The 20,967-nt window shown below is 67.6% G+C and carries 19 protein-coding genes; 18 read left to right on the forward strand and 1 reads right to left on the reverse strand.

What is annotated here, in order from left to right; genetic code table 11:
* From ACOJTB_RS15000 to ACOJTB_RS15080, 17 genes are all read left to right on the forward strand, one after another.
* Window positions 1-318: ATP-binding cassette domain-containing protein (locus tag ACOJTB_RS15000; protein ID WP_420103330.1), on the forward strand; the 318-nt coding region annotated here is incomplete at its 5' end.
* A 5-nt stretch (window positions 319-323) separates the two neighbouring features.
* Window positions 324-998, forward strand: coding sequence for an amino acid ABC transporter permease (locus ACOJTB_RS15005; RefSeq protein WP_420103331.1), 675 nt, complete (start codon window positions 324-326; stop codon window positions 996-998).
* On the forward strand, window positions 998-1,663 hold the full coding sequence (locus ACOJTB_RS15010; protein WP_420103332.1) for an amino acid ABC transporter permease: 666 nt from the start codon (window positions 998-1,000) through the stop codon (window positions 1,661-1,663). The genes ACOJTB_RS15005 and ACOJTB_RS15010 overlap by 1 nt, the downstream gene beginning before the upstream one ends.
* 27 nt (window positions 1,664-1,690) lie before the next feature.
* Window positions 1,691-2,623 carry an N-carbamoyl-D-amino-acid hydrolase gene (locus ACOJTB_RS15015; RefSeq protein WP_420103333.1) on the forward strand — a complete coding sequence of 311 codons (933 nt, stop codon included), beginning with the start codon at window positions 1,691-1,693 and terminating at the stop codon, window positions 2,621-2,623.
* A 57-nt stretch (window positions 2,624-2,680) separates the two neighbouring features.
* Window positions 2,681-3,331: an aspartate/glutamate racemase family protein gene (locus ACOJTB_RS15020; protein ID WP_420103334.1), complete on the forward strand. Its 651-nt coding sequence runs from the start codon at window positions 2,681-2,683 to the stop codon at window positions 3,329-3,331.
* Window positions 3,332-3,346: 15 nt separating this feature from the next.
* Window positions 3,347-4,825 (forward strand): dihydropyrimidinase, encoded by a 1,479-nt coding sequence (gene hydA, locus ACOJTB_RS15025; RefSeq protein ID WP_420103335.1) that lies wholly within the window; start codon window positions 3,347-3,349, stop codon window positions 4,823-4,825.
* 98 nt (window positions 4,826-4,923) lie between these two features.
* Complete coding sequence (locus tag ACOJTB_RS15030; RefSeq protein ID WP_420103336.1) at window positions 4,924-7,206, forward strand: FdhF/YdeP family oxidoreductase; 2,283 nt, start codon at window positions 4,924-4,926, stop codon at window positions 7,204-7,206.
* Between the two features lie 119 nt (window positions 7,207-7,325).
* Complete coding sequence (locus ACOJTB_RS15035; RefSeq protein ID WP_420103337.1) at window positions 7,326-8,222, forward strand: LysR family transcriptional regulator; 897 nt, start codon at window positions 7,326-7,328, stop codon at window positions 8,220-8,222.
* 240 nt (window positions 8,223-8,462) lie between these two features.
* On the forward strand, window positions 8,463-9,269 hold the full coding sequence (locus ACOJTB_RS15040) for a carbon-nitrogen hydrolase family protein (protein WP_420103338.1): 807 nt from the start codon (window positions 8,463-8,465) through the stop codon (window positions 9,267-9,269).
* Window positions 9,270-9,284: 15 nt separating this feature from the next.
* Window positions 9,285-9,953 (forward strand): RraA family protein, encoded by a 669-nt coding sequence (locus ACOJTB_RS15045; protein WP_420103339.1) that lies wholly within the window; start codon window positions 9,285-9,287, stop codon window positions 9,951-9,953.
* Window positions 9,954-10,034: 81 nt separating this feature from the next.
* The gene (locus tag ACOJTB_RS15050) at window positions 10,035-11,081 is read left to right on the forward strand and encodes an ABC transporter substrate-binding protein (RefSeq protein WP_420103340.1); all 1,047 of its coding nucleotides are present in this window, start codon (window positions 10,035-10,037) and stop codon (window positions 11,079-11,081) included.
* A gap of 29 nt (window positions 11,082-11,110) precedes the next feature.
* Window positions 11,111-12,154: an ABC transporter ATP-binding protein gene (locus ACOJTB_RS15055; protein ID WP_420103341.1), complete on the forward strand. Its 1,044-nt coding sequence runs from the start codon at window positions 11,111-11,113 to the stop codon at window positions 12,152-12,154.
* Window positions 12,151-13,023 (forward strand): ABC transporter permease, encoded by an 873-nt coding sequence (locus ACOJTB_RS15060; RefSeq protein ID WP_420103342.1) that lies wholly within the window; start codon window positions 12,151-12,153, stop codon window positions 13,021-13,023. The genes ACOJTB_RS15055 and ACOJTB_RS15060 overlap by 4 nt, the downstream gene beginning before the upstream one ends.
* Before the next feature lie 12 nt (window positions 13,024-13,035).
* Window positions 13,036-13,830, forward strand: a complete 795-nt coding sequence (locus ACOJTB_RS15065; RefSeq protein WP_420103343.1) for an ABC transporter permease — start codon at window positions 13,036-13,038, stop codon at window positions 13,828-13,830.
* Window positions 13,831-13,946: 116 nt separating this feature from the next.
* Entirely contained in the window at window positions 13,947-15,995 is a 2,049-nt protein-coding gene (locus tag ACOJTB_RS15070) for a hydantoinase/oxoprolinase family protein (RefSeq protein ID WP_420103344.1), read from the forward strand.
* Window positions 15,996-16,005: 10 nt separating this feature from the next.
* Window positions 16,006-17,703, forward strand: coding sequence for a hydantoinase B/oxoprolinase family protein (locus ACOJTB_RS15075; RefSeq protein ID WP_420103345.1), 1,698 nt, complete (start codon window positions 16,006-16,008; stop codon window positions 17,701-17,703).
* A complete protein-coding gene (locus tag ACOJTB_RS15080) occupies window positions 17,700-18,722 on the forward strand; it encodes an Ldh family oxidoreductase (RefSeq protein WP_420103346.1) in 1,023 nt (340 codons plus the stop codon). The genes ACOJTB_RS15075 and ACOJTB_RS15080 overlap by 4 nt, the downstream gene beginning before the upstream one ends.
* A gap of 6 nt (window positions 18,723-18,728) precedes the next feature.
* On the opposite strand, the gene ACOJTB_RS15085 is transcribed toward ACOJTB_RS15080, so the two are convergent.
* Window positions 18,729-19,712 carry a GlxA family transcriptional regulator gene (locus tag ACOJTB_RS15085; RefSeq protein ID WP_420103347.1) on the reverse strand — a complete coding sequence of 328 codons (984 nt, stop codon included), beginning with the start codon at window positions 19,710-19,712 and terminating at the stop codon, window positions 18,729-18,731.
* A 55-nt stretch (window positions 19,713-19,767) separates the two neighbouring features.
* Between ACOJTB_RS15085 and ACOJTB_RS15090 the strand changes: the two genes are divergently transcribed.
* Window positions 19,768-20,967, forward strand: a 1,200-nt coding sequence (locus ACOJTB_RS15090) for a sarcosine oxidase subunit beta family protein (RefSeq protein WP_420103348.1), incomplete at its 3' end; no start/stop codon positions are given.

A 20,967-nucleotide genomic window follows, 5' to 3' on the forward strand; every position in this document is an offset into this window, starting at 1 on the left:
TTATCGGGCGGCCAGCAGCAGCGCGTCGCCATCGCCCGCGCCTCGGCGCTGGAGCCCGGGCTGATGCTGTTCGACGAGCCGACCTCCGCGCTCGACCCCGAACTCGTCGGCTCGGTGTTGCAGGCGATGCGGGACATGCGCGAGGCCGGCATGACCATGCTCGTCGTCAGCCACGAGATGCGCTTCGCCCGCGAAGCGGCGGACCGGGTCGTGTTCATGGATGGCGGCGTCATCGTCGAGCAGGGCCCGCCGGAGCAGATCTTCGGCGCGCCGCGCCATGAGCGCACCCGCGCCTTCGTCTCGGACGTCGCGCGGTAGCCGCGATGGATCGCTTTCTCGACAGTTTCCTCAACGCCAGGCTGATCGCCGCCACCTGGCCCGCGATTCTGAGCGGGCTTCTGGTGACGATCCAGATCGCCGCGCTCGTGGTGGTGACGGGGCTGGCTCTGGGCCTTGCGCTCGCGCTCCTGCGCTGGCGGGCGGGGCGCTGGCTCGGCTGGCCGCTGATGCTGTTTGTCGATCTCTTCCGGGCCGTGCCGCCACTGGTCCTCGTGCTGCTGATCTTCTTCGGCCTGCCGAATGTCGGCATCGAAATGCCGAGCTTCGCCGTGCTCTGGCTCGTGCTGTCATTGGTGCTGGCGGCCTTCGCCGAGGAGATCGTCTGGGCCGGTCTGATCGCGGTCAAGCGCGGCCAGCGCGAGGCGGCCCGCTCCACCGGCCTCACCGAGAACCAGACGCTTCTGTATGTGGTCCTGCCGCAGGCGCTGCGGCTGGCCGTCGCGCCGCTGACCAACCGCACCATCGCCATCACCAAGAACACCGCGCTCGGCACGGTGATCGGCGTGCCGGAGATCATCAATCAGGCGACGACGGCAGTGTCCTTCTCCGGCAATGCCACGCCGCTGCTGATGGGCGCCTTCGCCTATCTCCTGCTCTTCATCCCGGTGATCGCCGCCGGTCGCTGGATCGAGAGCCGCTTCGCCTGGAGGCGCCAGTAATGGAGGTGCTGCTCCAGCAATTCTTCAACTGGGAGATCATGGGCAAGGCGCTGCCGCTCGTGCTCCAGGGCCTGAAAACGACGCTGCTGATCTGCCTGCTTGTCATTCCGATGGGGCTTGCCGGCGGTGTTCTGGTGGCGCTCGCCAGCCGCTCCGGCCTGCGGGCGCTGCGCGTGTCGGTGACCCTGCTGGTCGATCTGATGCGCGCTCTGCCGCCGCTGGTGGTGCTGATCCTCGTCTATTCGGGGCTGCCCTTCCTGGGCCTCAGGATCTCGCCGCTGACCGCGGTCGTCATCGCCTTCTTCCTCAACAACGCCGCCTATTACGGCGAGATCATCCGGGCCGGCATCGAGAACGTCCCTCACGGGCAGTGGGAGGCGGCGCGCTCGACCGGGCTGCGGGCCGACCAGGCCTTCACCTGGGTGATCCTGCCGCAGGGCCTGCGCAACGTGCTGCCCGACCTCGTTTCCAACACGGTGGAGGTGGTGAAGCTCACCTCGCTCGCCAGCGTCGTTTCGCTGCAGGAGATGCTCTACTCGGCCGACATGGCCCGCTCGCTCACCTTCAACGCCTCGCCCATCGTGCTGGCCGCGCTGATCTATTTCGCGCTGCTCTGGCCCGCGGTCAGGCTCGTCAGCCGCCTCGAACACGCCGCCGCCCGCTAAGCGGCGATTCACCGAAAAGGACGCGCCATGCGCATGCTCACCGTTGCCGCCGCCCAGATGGGCCCGATCCAGAAGGCCGACAGCCGCGAAGCCGTCATCGCCCGCATGATCGCTCTGCTCGACGAGGCGAAGGAGAAGGGTGCCGATCTCGTCGTCTTCCCCGAGCTGGCCCTCACCACCTTCTTCCCGCGCTGGTATCACGAGGATCGGGCCGAGGCGGATGGCTGGTTCGACGAGGAGATGCCCGGGCCGGCGACGCAGGCGCTGTTCGACCGGGCGCGCGAGCACGGAATCGCCATTTCCTTCGGCTATGCTGAGAAGACGCCGGACGGGCATCATTTCAACACCAGCATCCTGACCGACAAGACCGGCGCGATCGTCGGCAAATACCGCAAGGTGCATCTGCCCGGCCATGTCGAATACGACCCCGAGCGCACCCATCAGCATCTGGAGAAGCGCTATTTCGAGCCCGGCGATCTCGGCTTCCCGGTCTGGCGGACGCTGGGCGGCGTGCTCGGCATGGCGATCTGCAACGACCGCCGCTGGCCCGAGACCTATCGCGTGATGGGCCTTCAGGGCGTCGAGATGGTGCTGATCGGCTATAATACGCCATCCGTGAACTCGCAGCGCGGCGCGGAGGGGCCGGAGAAGCGCCTGTTCCATAACCGCCTCAGCGTCCAGGCCGGCGCCTATCAGAACGCGACCTGGGTGGTCGCGGTGGCTAAGGCCGGGGACGAGGACGGGCATCACATGATCGGCGGCTCGCTCATCGTCGATCCCAATGGCGAGATCGTCGCCGAGGCGAAGACCGAGGGCGACGAATTGCTGGTGCATGCCTGCGATCTCGACGAGACGGCCTTCGGCAAATCGACCATCTTCGACTTCGCCCGTCACCGCCGCATCGAGCATTACGGCCTGATCACCAGCCGCACCGGCGCGGTGCCGCCGCCCGAGGCGTGAGCCGCCATCGCTGAACGAGATGCCCCGGAATCAGGGGCGCCGCCCTGAGAAACGCCCATGAGCCGCATCCTCGTGATCAATCCCAACTCGAACGAGACCGTGACGGAGGGGCTGCGGCAGGCGCTGGCGGTTTTCGCGCGGCCCGGTGGGCCGCAGATCGACTGCGAGACGCTGGCCGAAGGCCCCTTCGGAGTCGAGACGCAGGAGCATGTCGAGGCGGTCGCGCTGCCGCTGCGACGGCGCGTCGAGGCGGCCGAGGCGGATGCCTTCGTCATCGCCTGCTATTCCGACCCCGGCCTGCATGTCTGCCGCGAGGGAACCACGAAGCCCGTCTTCGGCATCGCCGAATGCGGCGTGCTGACGGCGCTGGCGCGGGCGGATCGCTTCGGCGTCATCGCCATCAAGTCGCGCTCCATCCCGCGCCATATCCGCTATCTGCGACAGATGGGGCTGATGGACCGGCTCGCCGGCGAGCGGGCGCTGGAGATGTCGGTGGCCGAAAGCGCCTCCGGCGAGGGCACGCTCGCGCGCATGATCGAGAAGGGGCGGGAACTGCGCGATCTGGACGGGGCAGGGGTGATCGTGATGGGCTGCGCCGGCATGGCCCGCCACCGCGCGCCGCTCGAACAGGCGCTGGGCGTACCCGTGATCGACCCGACCCAAGCCGCCGTGGCGATGGCGCTCGGCACCCTGCTGGTCACCGGCTGATAAGGACGGATCAAGATGACCACCCCTTACGACCTCATCATCCGCGGCGGCACCATCGGCAGCGCGACCGGCAGCTTCAGGGCCGATCTGGCGGTGAAGGACGGCAAGATCGCCGCGCTCGGTCTGGGCCTCGGGCCGGCCGCGCGCGAGATCGACGCCACCGGCAAGCTGGTGCTGCCGGGCGGGGTCGATACCCATGCCCATGTCGAGCAGGTCTCGGCCGGCGGGCTGCTCAACGCGGACAGCTTCGAAAGCGCGACGGCCTCGGCGGCCTTCGGCGGCACGACGACGCTGATCTCCTTCGCCGCCCAGCATCGCGGACTCGATCTGCGCAAGGTCGTCGATGATTACGCGGCGCTCGCCCGGCGCGGCGCGATGATCGACTATGCCTTCCATCTCATCGTCGCCAATCCCGATGCCAAGACGATCCAGACCGATCTGCCGGCGCTGATCGCCGAGGGCCACGCCTCGATCAAGGTCTTCATGACCTATGACCTGATCAAGGTCGACGACGAGCCGCTGCTCGACCTCCTGCTGACCGCGCGGGAGAACGGGGCTTTGGTCTGTGTCCATGCCGAGAACCACGGGATGATCGCCTGGATGGCTCGCCGGCTCGTCGAGAAGGGTTATGTCGCGCCGAAATATCACGGCGTGAGCCATCCGCGCGTCTCGGAGGCCGAGGCGTTCAACCGGCTGATCGCGGCCTCCGAACTGCTCGACCAGCCGGTGATGATCTTCCACGTCTCGACCCGCGAGGGGGTGAAGGCCGTGCGCGAGGCGCGCGGGCGAGGGCTCAAGATCTTCGCCGAGACCTGCCCCCAATACCTCTTCATGACGAAAGAGGATCTCGACAAGCCGGGGCTGGAGGGCGCGAAATGGATGTGCTCGCCGCCCCCGCGCGACAGCGACGATCAGGAGGCGCTCTGGCAGGGGCTGGCGCTGGGAGACCTCCAGACCGTCTCCTCCGACCATGCGCCCTATCGCTTCGACGAGACCGGCAAGCTCTCGGCCGGGCCGAACCCGACTTTCAAGCAGATCGCCAACGGGCTGCCGGGGCTGGAGACGCGGCTGCCGCTGCTCTTCGACGCCATGGTGTCGAAGGGACGGCCCGAATTCGCTGGTCGCGGGCTGGAGGCTTTCGTCGCGTTGACCGCGACGGCGCCGGCGCAGATCTACAACCTGCCCGGCAAGGGCGCGTTGCTGCCGGGCTACGACGCCGATATCGCGATCTGGGACCCGGCGCGCGAGGTCACGCTGACGGATGCGATGATGCATGACCAGACGGGCTTCACGCCCTTCGCCGGGCGCTCCGTCACGGGCTGGCCGGAAACGGTGCTGGTGCGCGGGCAGGAGGTGGTCGCGGGAGGCGCGCTGAAGGGCGCCCCCGGCAACGGCAAATGGCTGGCGCGGACGGGTGGTTGGGCGGCCGAGCCCACCGGGCGCCTCGTCGCCGAGATGGATCCAGCCCGGAATTTCGGCGCCGACCTGCTGTGAGGGAGCCGCCGATCGTCGCGAAATGAACGTTTTTGTTCGGCGAGGGTTTTCAGCATGGCCCGTTTCGCGTCCATGCGGCCGGGAACTGGAGAAGACCCATGGCTGAGCGCGACGTCCCCGGCATCGAACCCTATGACGCGCCGGCCGGCGGTTGGGGTGCGCTGCGCGCGACGGCCAAGGCGCTGGCGGAACAGATGCGGGTCGCCGAAGGCTCGGCCCTTCTGCTGAAGACGAACAAGCCCGATGGCTTCGACTGCCCCGGCTGCGCCTGGCCGGACAAGAAGCACTCCTCGACCTTCGAGTTTTGCGAAAACGGCGCCAAGGCGGTGACCTGGGAGGCGACCAGCAAGCGCGTGACGCCCGCGTTCTTCGCCGCGCACAGCGTGACCGAGCTGCTGAGCCAGACCGATCATCAGCTCGAGAACCACGGCCGCGTCACCCATCCCATGATCTATGACCGCGAGAGCGACCATTACCGCCCGATCGGCTGGGACGAGGCTTTTGCGAAGATCGGCGAGGCGCTGCGCGCTCTGCCGGATCCCGATATGGCGGAGTTCTACACCTCGGGCCGCGCCTCCAACGAGGCCGCCTTCCTTTTCAACATCTTCGCGCGGGAATACGGCACCAACAATTTCCCCGACTGCTCGAACATGTGCCACGAGGCGACCAGCGTCGGCCTGCCGGAGGTGATCGGCATCGGCAAGGGCACCGTCTCGCTGGAGGATTTCGACGCCTGCGACCTCATCATCTCGATGGGGCACAACCCGGGCACCAATCATCCGCGCATGATGGGCACCCTGCACGAATGCGCGAGGCGCGGTGTGCCGATCATCGTGTTCAACCCGCTGAAGGAGCGGGCGCTGGAGCGCTTCGCCGATCCGCAGAACCCGGTCGAGATGCTGAGCATGGGTTCCACGCCGATCGCCTCGACCTATCATCAGGTCAGGGTCGGCGGCGATGCGGCGGCGCTGAAGGGCATCATGAAGGCGCTGATCGAGCGCGAGGACACTGGCGAAGCGGTGCTGGACCGCGATTTCATCGCCGCGCATACCCATGGCTTCGAGGCTTTCGCCGGCGATCTGCGGGCCACGCCCTGGCCCGCCATCGAGGCGGCCTGTGGCCTCTCACGCGAGGCTCTGGGGAGCGTCGCGGCCGCCTATGCCCGCTCCAAGGCGGCGATCGTGACCTATGGCATGGGTATCACCCAGCATGGCAAGGGCACGCAGAACGTCCAACAGATCGCGGCGCTGCTGCTGCTGCGCGGCAATTTCGGAAAGCCCGGTGCGGGCATCTGCCCGCTGCGCGGCCATTCCAACGTGCAGGGCAACCGCACGGTCGGCATCACCGAAAAGCCGAACGATGCGATGTTCGATCGCGTCGAGGCGGTGTTCGGGTTCCGGCCTCCGCCGCGTCATGGCCATGACTCCATCGCCGCGATGGAGGCGATGGCCGCCGGCAAGGCCAAGGTGCTGATCTCGCTGGGCGGCAATCTGGCCGTGGCGCTCTCCGACAGCGATCTGTGCTTCGCCGCCATGCGCAAGCTGGACCTCGCTGTCCATCTCACCACCAAGCTCAACCGCTCCCAGCTTCTCATCGGCAGGGATTCGATCATCCTGCCCGTGCTCGGGCGCACCGAGCGCGACGTGCAGGCGAGCGGGCCGCAGGCGGTGACGGTCGAGGATTCGATGTCGATGGTGCATGCCTCGCGCGGGCGCCTGCAGCCGGCCTCGGAGGAGTTGCGCTCGGAGCCGGCTGTCATCGCCGGAATCGCCAGCGCGACGCTGCCGGCCAGCAAGGTCGATTGGCACGGGCTCGTCGCCGATTACGACCTGATCCGCGACAAGATCGAGGCGGTCTATCCTGACTTCCGCGACTACAATGCCCGCATTCGCCAGCCGGGCGGCTTTCGCCTGCCGCTGGCGCCGACCGAGCGCGTCTGGAAGACGAAATCCGGCAAGGCCGAGTTCCTGCCCTTCGAGGGGCTGTCGGAGGATCCGTCCATCGCAGGCGCGGATGTGCTGAGGCTGACGACCCTGCGCAGTCACGACCAGTACAACACCACGATCTATGGGCTCGACGACCGCTATCGCGGTGTGTTCGGGCGGCGGGACGTTCTGTTCATGAACGCGGAGGATCTCGCCGCGCGGCAGTGGGCCCATGGCGATCGGGTCGAGATCGCGACGGCGCTGCCGGGAGAGGAGCATCGCCGCCTCGAACTCACCGCCATCGCCCATGACATCGCAAAGGGTTCGATCGCGGCCTATTTCCCGGAGGCGAACCTGCTGTTTCCACTGGCCTATCACGACCGCAAGAGCGGCACGCCCTCCTACAAGTCGCTGCCCGTGCGGCTGAGCAGGGTCGCGACCGCCGAGCCCGCCTGAGGGGGATCCGAGGGCGGCGCGGGAAGGCCACGGACGGGCGCAGCGGTTTCCACTTCGGTGGCCGATGGTCTAGCCTGCGCGCGATTTGGTCGCCTGACCGCGTCTGAGGCCGTTTCCGCTTGAACCTGAAATTTCTCGAGACCTTCGTCTGGGTCGCCCGGCTGCGCAATTTCTCGCTCGCGGCCGAGAAGCTCTGCACCACGCAGGCCGCCGTCTCCAACCGCATCGCGACGCTGGAACGCGAGCTGGGTGTGCGTCTGTTCGAGCGCGATCTGCGCACCGTGAGCCTGACGGCGCATGGCCAGCGCGCCCTGCCGCAGGCCGAGGCGATCATGCGGCAGGTCGCCGAGCTGGAGCGCTCCATCGCCGATGCCGGCCAGATGCGCGGCACGGTGATGATCGGCGCGATCGATTCGATCGTCTATGCCTGGCTTCCGCGCCTGATCGAGAGGGTGAAGCAGAGCTATCCGAATGTCGCGATCGACCTTAATGTCGATACCAGCCTGAACCTAGCCCGGCAGATCCAGGAGGGGCAGATCGATCTCGGCCTCATCATGGGGCCGGTCGTGGCGCCGCATATCCGCAATATCGAGCTGTGCGTCTTCGATTGCCTGTGGATCGGTTCGTCGCGGCTCGCCTTGCCGCAGGGGAGGCTCGCCATCGCAGACCTCTCCGATTATCCGATCTTCGCCTATTCCAAGGGCTCCCAACCCCATCACTCCGTGTTGCGCGCCATCGAGGTGGCGGGGCTCGATCCGGACACTGTGCGGGTGTTCAATTCCAACTCGCTGGCGACGATCACCCGCCTCGTACGCGACGGGGTCGGCGTGGCGGTCCTGCCCCAGGTCGTGGTCCAGGAATTTCTCGATAATGGCGAGATGCGGGTGCTCGATGTCGATGCCCAGCTGCCTGCCCTGCATTTCCACGCCGTCTACAATGACGACCCCGGCAACACGCTGCCGGCGCTGATCGCCGATATGGCCGCCGAGATCGCCGCAGCGACGATTGCCCGCTGAGGCGGCAGCGCAGCTCTGGGCCAAGGCGATATCGCTAAAAACCGCATAGCATCAGTGGCTTGTCTGCGCTCGTTTGCCTTGCGAGCGAGCAGCGTCTGACCAATTCCTCGTCATAAGCAATTCTTGTCGAGCCGGACAAGAATTTCGCGTTTGCCGGCTCTGTCGGGGTTTGTTCTGCTGAGGATCGACGCACCCGCAGCACGATCATCCGAAGCGCGGGCCGGAGCAGGGAGACGATCGGTGAAGGTTTCGCTCATCCAGATCAATTCGCAGGACGACAAGGCCGCGAATTTGAAGACGGCGCGCGCCATGGTCGAGAAGGTCGTCGCGGAAGACCAGCCGGATCTCATCGTTCTGCCGGAGTATTATGCGTTCCTGGACGGCAGCCCGGCCGCGATGCGCGAGAGCGCCGAGACCTTCCCCAATGGCGAGAGCTATCGCCTGATGTCGGGCCTCGCCGAGAAGCATGGCGTCACCATCCATGCCGGCAGCGTCTGCGAGCGCGACGGCGACGATTATTTCAACACCACCGTCGTCTTCGGGCCGGACGGCAAGGAGCTCGCCCGCTACCGCAAGATCCACCTGTTCGACGTCGATGCGCCCGGCGGCGTCAGCTATCGCGAATCCAACATGGTCTCGCGCGGCAAGGATGTCGTGACCTATCAGGTCGGCGACAGGACCGTCGGCTGCGCCATCTGCTACGACATCCGCTTCCCGGAGCTCTTCCGCAAGCTGCGCGACGCCGGGGCCGACGTCATCGTCCTGCCCGCGGCCTTCACGCTGATGACCGGCAAGGATCATTGGGAGCTGCTCGCCCGGGCCCGCGCCTGCGAGACGCAGACCTGGTTCCTCGCCACCGGCCAGACCGGCACCCACGCCCAGGGCAAGAACGCCTGCTACGGCCACTCCATGGTGATCAACCCCTGGGGCCATGTCACCGCCCAGGCCTCGGACGGCATCGGCACCACCAGCGGCAGGCTCGACTTCGATTATACCGCCAAGGTCCGCGCGGCGGTGCCGGTCGCCAATCATCACGTCATCGCCTGATCGGAAGAAACCCTCATGTTCATCGTCAACCCGATGCCGGCCCAGATCTCCGGCGACCTCGTCTCCCTGCTCGAGCAGTGCGAGGTGGCCACGATTGGCCATGTTCTCCATTCCGGCTTCGTCGATCGCGAGATCCGCGCCGTTCTGCCGACCAAGCGCGTCGCCGGCACTGCTGTGACGATCCGCATCCCGCATGCTGATTCCACCGCGTTGCACTACCTGACCAAAATGGTCCGGCCGGGCGACGTGGTGGTGATCGACCGCTGCGGCGACGACAAGCATGCCTGCTGGGGCGGCGTCGTCACCCATGCGATGAAGAATGCCGGCGTCGCTGCCGGCGTCATCGACGGGCCGGCCACCGACTTCTCCGAGATCGTCAGGACCGACATGCCGATGTGGTGCCGCGGCCCTTCGCCGATCACCACCAAGATCCTCGGCACCGAGGGCGCGATCAACGTGCCGGTCAGCGTCGGCGGGCAGACGATCGAGCCCGGCGACGCCGTGCTCTGCGACGAGAGCGGCGTCGTCGTGTTGAAGGCCGCCACGGCAGAGGCCTACGCCCGCCGCGCGATCGAGATGCAGCAGAACGAGCTCGTGCTGCTGGAACGCCTGCGCAAGGGCGAAAAGCTGCCGGACATCTCCGGCGCCACAAAATTCGTGGAGGACAAGCTGGCCAAGGCCTGAACGCGGCCCGCCATCTCACATGCTTCGACCATGGCGGGTGCCGGAACGGGCCCGCACAACCATAACAGAGGGGATCAACGCATGAAGCTTTCGACTACACTTACCCTGTCCGCCCTGCTTCTGGCCGGCGTCTCGACGCAGGCCCTCGCCCAGCAGCAGACCGTGACGGTCATGGCCTATTCGGGCCTGTTCCAGGAACGCTACACCAAGGCGGTCGTCGAACCGTTCATGAAGGCCAATCCGGGCATCAAGATCGAATATTTCCCGATGCCGAACTCGGCCCAGATGCTCGGCACGCTCCGCGCCCAGAAGGCGGCGCCGCAGGTCGACGTCGTGATCATGGACGTCTCGGTCTCCAAGGCCGCGACCGACGAGAAGCTGCTGACAAAGATCGACGAGAAGGTCTCGAAGAACGTTGCCGATCTCTATCCGAACGCCCGCATCGCGGATGCGGACGGCGTCGCGGTCACCTTCGACAACCTCGTGATGCTCTACAATGGCGAGCAGGTGCCGACCGCGCCGACCAGCTGGCTCGACATGGCCAAGCCCGAGTTCAAGGGCAAGGTCGCGATCCCCGGCATGCCCGACATCCAGGGCCTGTCGCTGGTCCTGATCCTCGACAAGGCGCGCGGCGGCACCGACTACCTCAAGAACGTCGATGCCGGCATCGCCGGGATGGGCGAGATCGCACCCAACGTCCAGACCTGGGAGCCGAAGCCGGAAGTCTACCCCGTCATCATCTCCGGCCAGGCCGTGATCGGCGCCGGCTGGAACGCCCGCGCCCAGGTCAATGCCGACGCCTCCGGTGGAAAGCTCAAGGCCGTGCTGCCGAAGGAGGGCAGCGTCTTCCAGATCAACACGATCAACTATGTCGCCAACGGCCCGGGCAAGGATGCCGGCGCCAAGTTCATCGACTACGCCCTCTCGCCGGAAGCCCAGAAGGCCTTCACCGAGAGCATGTTCTACGCCCCGACCAATGCGAAGGCGCAGATCTCCGAGGCCGCCATCGCCCGCACGGCGGTGAAATCGATGGACAAGGTCATCCCGGTGGACTGGATCGCTCTCGCCAAGGTGCGCGAGCCGATCATGGAACAGTGGCGCCGCAAGGTGATCCCGCTGAGCCGCTGATCCGGTCGACCGAAAGCAGGAGCAGAACGATGGCCGAGCAGGGCTTCCTCTCCATTCGCGGGCTGACGAAGCGCTATGCCGGCTTCACCGCCGTCGACGGGCTCGATCTCGACGTGCCGAAGGGCGAACTCGTCGCCTTTCTCGGCCCTTCGGGCTGCGGCAAGACGACCTCGCTCAGGATGATCGCCGGCCTCGTGCCGGCGACATCCGGCCGGATCGTCGTCGGCGGGCAGGACCTCACCACCGTCGAGACCCATCGCCGCGACATGGGCCTGGTCTTCCAGAGCTATGCCCTGTTTCCGCATATGAGCATCGCGAAGAACATCGCCTTCGGCCTCGAGATGCGCAATGTGCCGAAGGACGAGATCGCCCGGCGGGTGAAGGAGGCGATCGCGCTGGTTCACCTCACCGGCAAGGAGGAGCACCGGCCTGCCCAGCTCTCGGGGGGCCAGCAGCAGCGCGTGGCGCTGGCCCGCGCGCTGGTGATCCGCCCCTCGATCCTGCTGCTCGACGAGCCGCTCTCCAATCTCGACGCCAAGCTGCGCGACGAGATGCGCAACGAGATCCGCGACATCCAGCAGCGCCTCGGCATCACCGCGATCTTCGTCACCCATGACCAGGGCGAGGCCCTGACCATGTGCGACAAGGTGGTGGTGATGAACCAGGGCCGGCTGGAGCAGCTCGGCACGCCGGTCGATCTCTATGAACGCCCGGCGACGGCCTTCGTCGCCAGCTTCGTCGGCCGCACAAACCGGCTGAAGGCCACCGCCAGGGATGGCGCCGCCGAGTTCGCCGGCCAGAAGGTGCCGGCGATCGGGCTCAACGGCCCCGTCGAGCTGATGATCAGGCCGCACCGCGTCGCGCTCGCCGCCTCGGGCGGGGAGGGCGTCGCCGGCACCGTCGCCCGTGCGATCTTCTCCGGCGACATCCTTCAGTACGACGTCGATGTCGGCGGACAGATGGTCTCCGTCGAGATGGCGACGCGCGGCGGCGAGACCGTGCTGGAGCCCGGCACACCGGTCACCCTGTCCTGGCGCCCGCAGGACGTGTTCGTCTATGGAGCGGCCGCATGAGCGCCGCCGCGACCATGGCCGCGCCCGGCAAGCCAGGCAGCGGCTTCGGCCTCGCCGTCGCGCTGCTGGCGCCGATCGCGCTGGTCAATGCCGCAGGCTTCCTGCTGCCGGTGCTGAACCTCGCGCGCATGTCGTTCTACGAGGTCGAGCCGACCGGGTCGATGCGAGAGGTCTACACCCTCGCCACCTGGGCGAAGATGATCACCGACAGCTTCTATGGCGAGCTTTTGGTCAGCAGCATCACGGTGAGCCTCGGCATCACCCTTCTCACGCTGCTCTGCTCCTATCCGATCGCGCTCTATCTCCACCGCTCCAGCGGCACCTGGAAGACGATCCTGCTGGTGCTGGTGATCTCGCCGCTGCTGACTTCGGCGGTGGTGCGGACCTATGGCTGGATCGCGATCCTCTCCGACAGCGGCCTGATCAACAACGCGCTCGCGTCGCTCGGGCTCGGCCGCGTGCGGCTGATGTTCAACCAGATCGGCGTCGTCATCGGCCTCACAGAGATCCTGATGCCCTATATGATCCTGGCGCTGCTGGCCGGATTCGGCCGGCTCGATCCGCGCGTGGAGGAGGCGGCCTCGACGCTGGGCGCTGCGCCCTTCACCGTGTTCCGCCGCATCATCCTGCCGCTGACGCTGCCGGGCATCGCGCTCGGCTGCCTGCTCTGCTTCGTGCTGGCGGTTTCCTCCTTCATCACGCCGAAGCTGCTCGGCGGCGGGCGCGTCTTCCTGCTGGCGACGGAAATCTACGATCAGGCGATCGTGACGCTGAACTGGCCGCTGGCCGCGACGCTGTCCCTGATCGTGCTCGGCGTCTTCGGCGGCGCGCTCGTGCTCTACACCCGCGCTTTGCGCGCGATCCTGTGAGGGAGGCCCGCCATGGATGAACGTCCCGTCTCCCTCACCCTGAAGCTGCTCGCGCTGGCGATGTTCGTCTTTTTGCTGGCGCCGCTGATCGTCGTCGTGCCGATCTCCTTTTCCGGCGACGCCTACATGACCTTCCCGCCGACGAGCTGGAGCCTGAAATGGTATCCGGCGATCTTCGCCGACGGGAAGATGACCGCCGCGTTCTGGACCAGCATCGTGCTGGCCTGCGTGGTCACCGCGCTCAGCCTGCTGATCGCGCTGCCCGCAGCCTGGTGCCTGGTGCGGCTGCAGCCGCGCGGGGCGGAGGTGATGTCGAGCCTCTTCACCGCGCCGCTCTTGCTGCCGACGATCGTGCTCGGCCTCGCCATCCTGATCGTCTTCGCCCGCTTCGGCCTGCTGGCGACCTTTCCGGGCCTCGTCGCCGCGCATCTCGTGGTGACGCTGCCCTATGCCCTGCGCGTCCTGGCGACCTCGCTGGCGACGCTGCCGCTGGCGGTGGAGGAGGCGGCGGCGACGCTCGGCGCCTCGCCGCTGACGGTGTTTCGCCGCATCACCCTGCCGATGATGAAATCGGGCCTGATCGGCACCACGGCGCTGTGCTTCCTCGTCTCCTTCGACGAGGTCGTGCTCTCGCTCTTCATGACCGGGCCGCGCATCCAGACGCTGCCGGTCGCGATGTATCACCATGTCGAGCAGCAGGCGGACCCGCTCGTCGCGGCGCTCTCCGTGCTGCTCGTCGTCCTCACCCTTCTCGTCGTTCTGGTCGTGGACCGGTCCTCCGGCCTCGCCAAGACCTTCGTCAAATGACCGCCGTCCACACCCGTTCCGGCGCGCCGAAGGCGCGCTAGCCGAAGACCGATACCGCCCTTTAAACTTACCCGACCCGCTCGCCGCGTGCGAGCGGGAACACCGGAGCCTTGCCCGTGGAACCCGACATCCGCATCGCCGTCGATATCGGCGGCACCTTCACCGACATCGAGATTCTCGATGCGCAGACCGGCGCGATCCACCAGATCAAGACACCGAGCACGCCGTCGGACCCCTCGGTCGGACTGCTCACCGGCATCCGCCAGGCCTCCGAGCGCTTCGGCTTTCCGATGGAGGCAGTGCAATACCTCCTGCACGGCACGACCATCGCGACCAATGCCGTGCTCGAACGCAAGCTGCCGCTCGGCGCTGTGATCACCACCGCCGGCTTCGAAGACGTGATGCAGATCGGCCGGCATGGCCGCACCGATGTCTATGCGATCACGCTCGCCCAGCCCGATCCGCTGGTGGCGCGCCGGCTCTGCTTCGGCGTCACCGAGCGGGTGAACGCGGCCGGCGAGGTGACGGTGCCGCTGGACGAGGCGGGTGTGCGCCGGGTGGCGGCCCAGATCGCCGAGGCCGGGGTGAAGTCGGTCGCCGTCTGCCTGCTCCATGCCTATGCCAATCCGGCCCATGAGCGCCGCATCGGGGAGATTCTGGCGCAGGCGCTTCCGGGCGTGGCGGTGACGCTGGCCTCCGACATCTCGCCCGAGATCCGCGAATATGAGCGGATGTCGACCACGGCGCTCAACGCCATGCTGGTCCCGATCGTCCAGCGCTATACCGACCGGCTGGCCGGGCGGCTCAAGGAGGAACTGCCGGAGGCACAAGTCTACCTCGTGCAGTCCAATGGCGGTGTCGCAGGCCTCGCCAAGGCCGGGCGCGAACCGGCGCGCCTGCTGCTGTCGGGCCCCAGCGGGGGGGCGGCGGCCGCAAAGCGCCTCTCGGCGACGCTGGACGAGCCCAATCTCGTCGCGGTCGATATGGGCGGCACCTCCTTCGACGTCTCGGTCGTCCATGACGGGCAGGTCGCGATGGTCAATGAGGGCGAGGTGGACGGGCTGCCGGTGCGCCTGCCGATGATCGAGATGCGCACCATCGGGGCCGGCGGCGGCTCCATTGCCTGGGTGGACGAGGGGGGGCGCCTGCGCATCGGCCCCCATTCCGCCGGCGCCGATCCCGGCCCGGCCTGCTACGGCAAGGGCGGCACGCAGTTCACCGTCACAGACGCCAACCTCCTGCTCGGCCGGCTCGACGGGGCGAGCTTCATGGGCGGGGCCATGCCGCTCGACCGCGAGGCGGCGCGAAAGGCGGCGGAGCCGATCGCGACGCGGCTCGGCCTCACGATCGATCAGGTGGCGGCGGGCGTCATCGACGTCGCGAATTCGGCGCTCGCCACCGCGACGCGGCTCTCGCTCTTCGAGAAGGGTATGGATCCGGAGGATTTCGCGCTGCTTTCGTTCGGTGGCGCCGGCGGCGTCCATGCCTGCGAGGTGGCGGAGGAACTCGGCATTCGCCGCGTGGTCTTTCCGGCCCATGCCTCGACGCTGTCGGCCTGGGGCATCCTCTGGTCGGACATCGCGCATGATCTCAGCGCCACGCAGATCGGGCTGCTGAGCGATCTGGCGCCGGGCCTCGCGCGCACCGCCGAGCGGCTGGTGGCCGATGCCCGCGCCCTGCTGTCGGAGGACGGGGTTCCGGAGGCGGCGCAGCGCTTCGAATGGGCGCTGGACCTGCGCTATGCCGGCCAGGCCTTCGATCTGCGCGTGCCGCTCGCCGGCGCCGATTTCTCGGCCGTGGGCGTCGAGACGGCGACGGCGGCCTTCCACGCCCTGCATCGCCAGCGCTTCTCCTATGACGAACCGTCCGTGCCGGTGGAGATGGTGGCGCTGCGGCTGAAAGCGGTCGGCGGGCTCGCCAAGCCGATGGCGGCTGCCGCGGAACCGTCCCTCGCCGAAGCCGCGGAGCGCAGCCGCCCGGTTCATGGCCGGCACGGGCCCGTCGCCACGCCGGTGCGCGACCGTGACTTCATCGGCATGACCGAGCCCGTCGCCGGCCCGGCGGTGGTGGAGGAGCCCTACACCTCGATCTATCTGCCGGCCGGCTGGTCGGTTCTCACCCATGCCTCCGGCGCGCTCGTCGCCGACCGTCTCAGCCGCCATTGAGGGGCACGCCATGACCGATCGTCAGCCGGGCATCGACCCGATCCGCCTCGAAGTGATCCGCAACGCGCTCGTCGCGGCCTCCGAGGAAATGAGCATCACCATCTGGCGGACAAGCCGCTCGACCGTGGTGCGCGAGATCCTCGATTTCTCGACCGCCGTCTTCGACGCGAACGGCAACAACATCGCGCAGTCGGCGCGCATCCCGGTCCATCTCAATTCGATGTCGGACTGCCTGCGCACCATCCTCGACCGCTTCATCCCGCTGGAGCAGTGGCAGGACGGCGACGTCATCGTCACCAACGATCCCTATTCCGGCGGGCAGCACCTGCCGGATATCCAGACCTTCCGCCCCGTCTTCGTCGACGGCAAGCGCGTCGCCATCGTCGGCACGCTCTGCCACCATGTCGATGTCGGCGGCGGCGCGGCCGGTAGCTATTATGCGGCAGCGACGGAGGTCTTCCACGAGGGCATACGCATCCCGCCCTTGCGCCTTGTCGACAAGGGCGTGCTGAACAGCGGCGTCTTCGAGATGCTGCTGCACAATGTCCGCCAGCCGGACGAGACGCGCGGCGACCTCAACGCCCAGATCGCCGCGCTCGGCATCGGCGAGCGGGCGGTGGCTCGCATGGCGCGCAAGTACGGCTCCGACTCCCTGGAAGCGGCGATGGCGGCGATCCTCGACGGGTCGGAAGCGATGATGCGCGCCGCGCTGAAGGCGCTGGCGGATGGCGAGGCGTCCTTCGTCGAACTCGTCGATGATGACGGCCAGTCGGACGATCCGATCACGCTTTCGGTGAAAATCACCAAAAGCGGCGACACCATCGCGCTCGATTTCGCGGGCTCCAGCCCGCAGGTGCGCGGCCCGGTCAACAACACTCCGGCGATGACCTGCTCGGCGGTGTATTACGCCCTGCTGGCGGCGCTGGGCGGCGATATCCCGGCCAATTCCGGCTGCTATCGGCCGGTGACCGTCACCTTGCCCGAGGGCAGCGTCGTCAACGCGGTGTTCCCGGCGCCGGTGGCGGGTCGGATGGTCGTCAATCACCGCATCGCCACCGCCGTCTTCGGCGCGCTGGCCGGCATCATGCCCCAGCGCATCCCGGCCGCCTATTACGCGATCTCCTATGTCTACGCCCTGCAGACCACCAACCCCAAGGGCAAGCGACAGGTCTATTTCGACATCGAGGTCGGGGGCTGGGGCGGTCATGCCGGCGGCGACGGCGCCAGCGCGCTGTCCTGCGGTCTGCACAACAACACCAATGCGCCGATCGAGATGGTCGAGGCGAAATATCCGGTGACCTTCACCAAATACGGGCTGATCCCGGATTCGGGCGGGGCAGGGCAGTTCCGCGGCGGTCTCGGCCTCGTGCGCGAATGGCGGCTCGATGCGGCCGAAGGCTCGCTCTCGACCAATTTCGAGCGCTTCCGCCATGCGCCCTATGGCATCAAGGGCGGCGCGGAGGGCTCGCTCAGCCGCACCACCGTCACCCATCCGGACGGGTCGAAAGCCTCTCTCCGTTCCAAGGTTTCCGGCGTCCCGCTGAAGCGCGGCGATATCGTCACCATCGAGACCTCCGGCGGGGGCGGCTATGGCGACCCGGGCGCCCGCGACCCGCAGCGCCTCGCGCGCGATCTTGCCGAGGGGCTGGTGACGCCGCAGGCCGCAACGAGTCTCTATGGCCGGGACGAGAAGGAGATCGCCGCATGAGCGCGCATTCCGCTGCCGATGCCGTCGCGCTCAGTCTCGCGCAGGTGGAGAGCCTGACGCGCGAGGCGCTGCTGGCCTGCGGGGTCGATCCGCGCAACGAACCGGCGATCACCGCTTCGGTGGTCGCCGCCGAGGCCGAGGGCATCCACAGTCACGGCCTCGCCCGGCTGCCGACCTATTGCGAGCATGCGAAGGTCGGCAAGATCGACGGCAAGGCCCGCCCGGTGCTCGACAGCCCGCGGCCGGGCCTCGTCAGGGTCGATGCCAAATGCGGCTTCGCCCATCCGGCGATCGATTTCGGCCTGCCGGCTCTGGTGGAGGCGGCGCGTTCGCAGGGCATTGCGGCGCTCGCCGTGACCAATTCCTATAATTGCGGCGTCGTCGGCTATCATGTCGAGCGAATCGCCCAAGAGGGGTTGATGGCGCTCGGCTTCGTCAATGCCCCGGCCTCGATCGCGCCGATGGGTGGCAAGAGGCCGGTCTTCGGCACCAATCCGATCGCGCTCGCGGTGCCGCGAGCCGGACATGATCCGCTCGTGCTGGACCAGTCCTCCAGCGTCGTCGCCAAGAGCGAGATCGTCGTCCACCAGCAGCGCGGCGAGCCGATCCCGCTCGGCTGGGCGCTCGACAAGGACGGCAACCCGACCACCGATCCCGCTGCAGCGCTCGCGGGGAGCATGGTGCCGTCCGGCGGCTACAAGGGGGCGGGGCTGGCGCTGATCGTCGAGCTGTTCGCCGCCTGGCTGACGGGCGCCAATCTCTCCATCGACGCTTCCTCCTTTGCCGACAACAAGGGCGGCTCGCCGCGCACGGGCCAGTTCTTCATCGCCATCGATGGCGGCGCGCTGGCGGGGCCGGAAGCGGCCGAGCGGCTGGAGCGGCTCTTCGGGGCCATTCTGGAGCAGGACGGGGCGCGCCTGCCGGGGGACCGGCGGGCAGGCGCACGCCAGCGCACGGCAACGGACGGCATCGCCATTCCCCGGCCGCTCTTCGACAAGCTGCGAGACTACGCGGGATAAGGCGGTTCAGCCGCGCCGCCGCTCCTCGCGCGGCGCGTGGCCGAAGCGCTCGCGATAGCTGCGGGAGAAGTGGCTGGCATTGGCGAAGCCGCAGGCCAGGGCGATCTCCAGCACGGAGAGGCTGGTCTGGCGCAGGAGGTCGCGGGCGCGATCCAGCCGCAGCCTGAGATAATGCTCGCCGAGCGAGCGGCCGAGATGCTGGCGGAACAGCCGCTCGAGCTGGCGCAGCGAGACATTGGCGAGCCTTGCCAGCGCCTCGCGCGGCTCGGGGCTCTCGATCGTCTGCTCCATCCGGCCAATGACGCGCAGCAGCGGCGCATGGGCGATGCCGAGCCGCTCGCGCAGCGGCATGCGCTGCGGGCCGGCGCCCTCCCTCACATGCGTCTGGAGGAACCATTCGCTGACGGCCAGCGCCAGCTCGCTGCCATGGTCGCGCGCGATCAGCGCATGCATCATGTCCAGCGGGGCGGTGCCGCCGCTGCAGGTCAGCCGCTCCCGGTCGATCTCGTAGAGCGAGCGGCGCAGATCCAGATCCGGATACTCTTCCAGGAAGGCCGGTGCATGCTCCCAGTGCAGCGTGAAGCGGTAGCCCTTGAGGAGGTTGGCGCGAGCCAGCAGATAGGGGCCGCCTGAGACGCCGCCGACCCTGACGCCGCGCCGCGCCTGCTGGCGCAGCCAGGCGAAGGTCGGTTGGTGCATGAAGAGGGCGGGGTTGCCGCCGGCGCAGACGAGGACAGAGTCCAGCTTCAAGCCGTCATCGAGCCCCGCATCGGCTGCGATGGCGACGCCGTTCGAGGCCTGCGCAGGCTCGCCATCGATCGAAATATGGCTCCAGCGATAGAGATCGCGACCCGAGAGGCGGTTGGCCGCGCGCAAGGGCTCGATCGCCGAGGCATAGGGCAGAAGCGCGAAATCCGGGATCAGCAGGAAGCCGATATGAGCCGGCACAGGGTTGTCGCTTAGAGCAATATTGGTGTCGCTGGGGGGCATATGCGTCAGCTTAAGTCGGTCAATCTGCGGCTGACAAGATCAGCCGGATCCGTTCATGCGCTATTCCGCCCTTTCACTGCTCGGCCAGGCCCTGCGCGGCCATCAGGGCTGGACGCCGGTCTGGCGCGATCCGGCGCCGAAGGCGGAGTACGACGTCGTCATCATCGGCGGCGGCGGCCATGGTCTGGCGACGGCGCATTACCTCGCCAGCCGCCATGGCATCACCAATGTCGCGGTACTGGAGAAGGGCTATCTCGGCTCCGGCAATGTCGGCCGCAACACCACGATCATCCGCTCCAATTATCTGCTGCCCGGCAATACCCCGTTCTACGAGCTTTCGATGCAGCTCTGGGAGGGGCTGGAGCAGGATCTGAACTACAACGCCATGGTCAGCCAGCGCGGCGTGCTGAACCTCTATCATTCCGACGCGCAACGGGATGCCTACGCCCGGCGCGGCAATGCGATGCGGCTGGCCGGGGTCGATGCCGAATTGCTCGACCGCGAGCAGGTGAGGGCGATGGTGCCCTTCTTCGACTATGACAATGCCCGCTTCCCGATCCAGGGCGGGCTCCTGCAGAAGCGCGGCGGCACGGCGCGCCATGACGCCGTCGCCTGGGGCTATGCCCGCGCGGCGGACAGCCGCGGCGTCGACCTCATCCAGAATTGCGAGGTCACCGGTTTTACCATGGCGGGCGGCCGGGCGGTCGGCGTCGAGACCTCGCGCGGGCCGATCCGGGCGAAGAAGATCGCCATGGCGGTGGCCGGCAATTCCTCGCGCGTCGCGGCGATGGCGGGGATGCGCCTGCCGATCGAAAGCCATGTGCTGCAGGCCTTCGTCTCGGAAGGGCTCAAACCCCTGATCGACGGCGTCGTCACCTTCGGCGCCGGGCATTTCTACGTCAGCCAGTCCGACAAGGGCGGGCTCGTCTTCGGTGGCGATATCGACGGCTACAACTCCTACGCCCAGCGCGGGAACCTGCCGGTGATCGAGGATGTGATGGAATCGGCGATGGGGCTTTGGCCCGGGCTCGGCCGGGTGCGGATGCTGCGCCACTGGGGCGGCATCATGGACATGTCGATGGACGGCTCGCCGATCATCGACATGGCACCCGTTGAGGGCCTCTATCTCAATGCCGGCTGGTGCTATGGCGGCTTCAAGGCGACGCCGGCCTCCGGCTTCTGCTTCGCGCATCTGATCGCGACCGGCGAGCCACACCCCGTCGCCGCCGCCTACCGGCTCGACCGCTTCGCCAGC

The organism is Allobosea sp. (assembly GCF_048595345.1).
Taxonomy (GTDB): Bacteria; Pseudomonadota; Alphaproteobacteria; order Rhizobiales; family Beijerinckiaceae; genus Allobosea.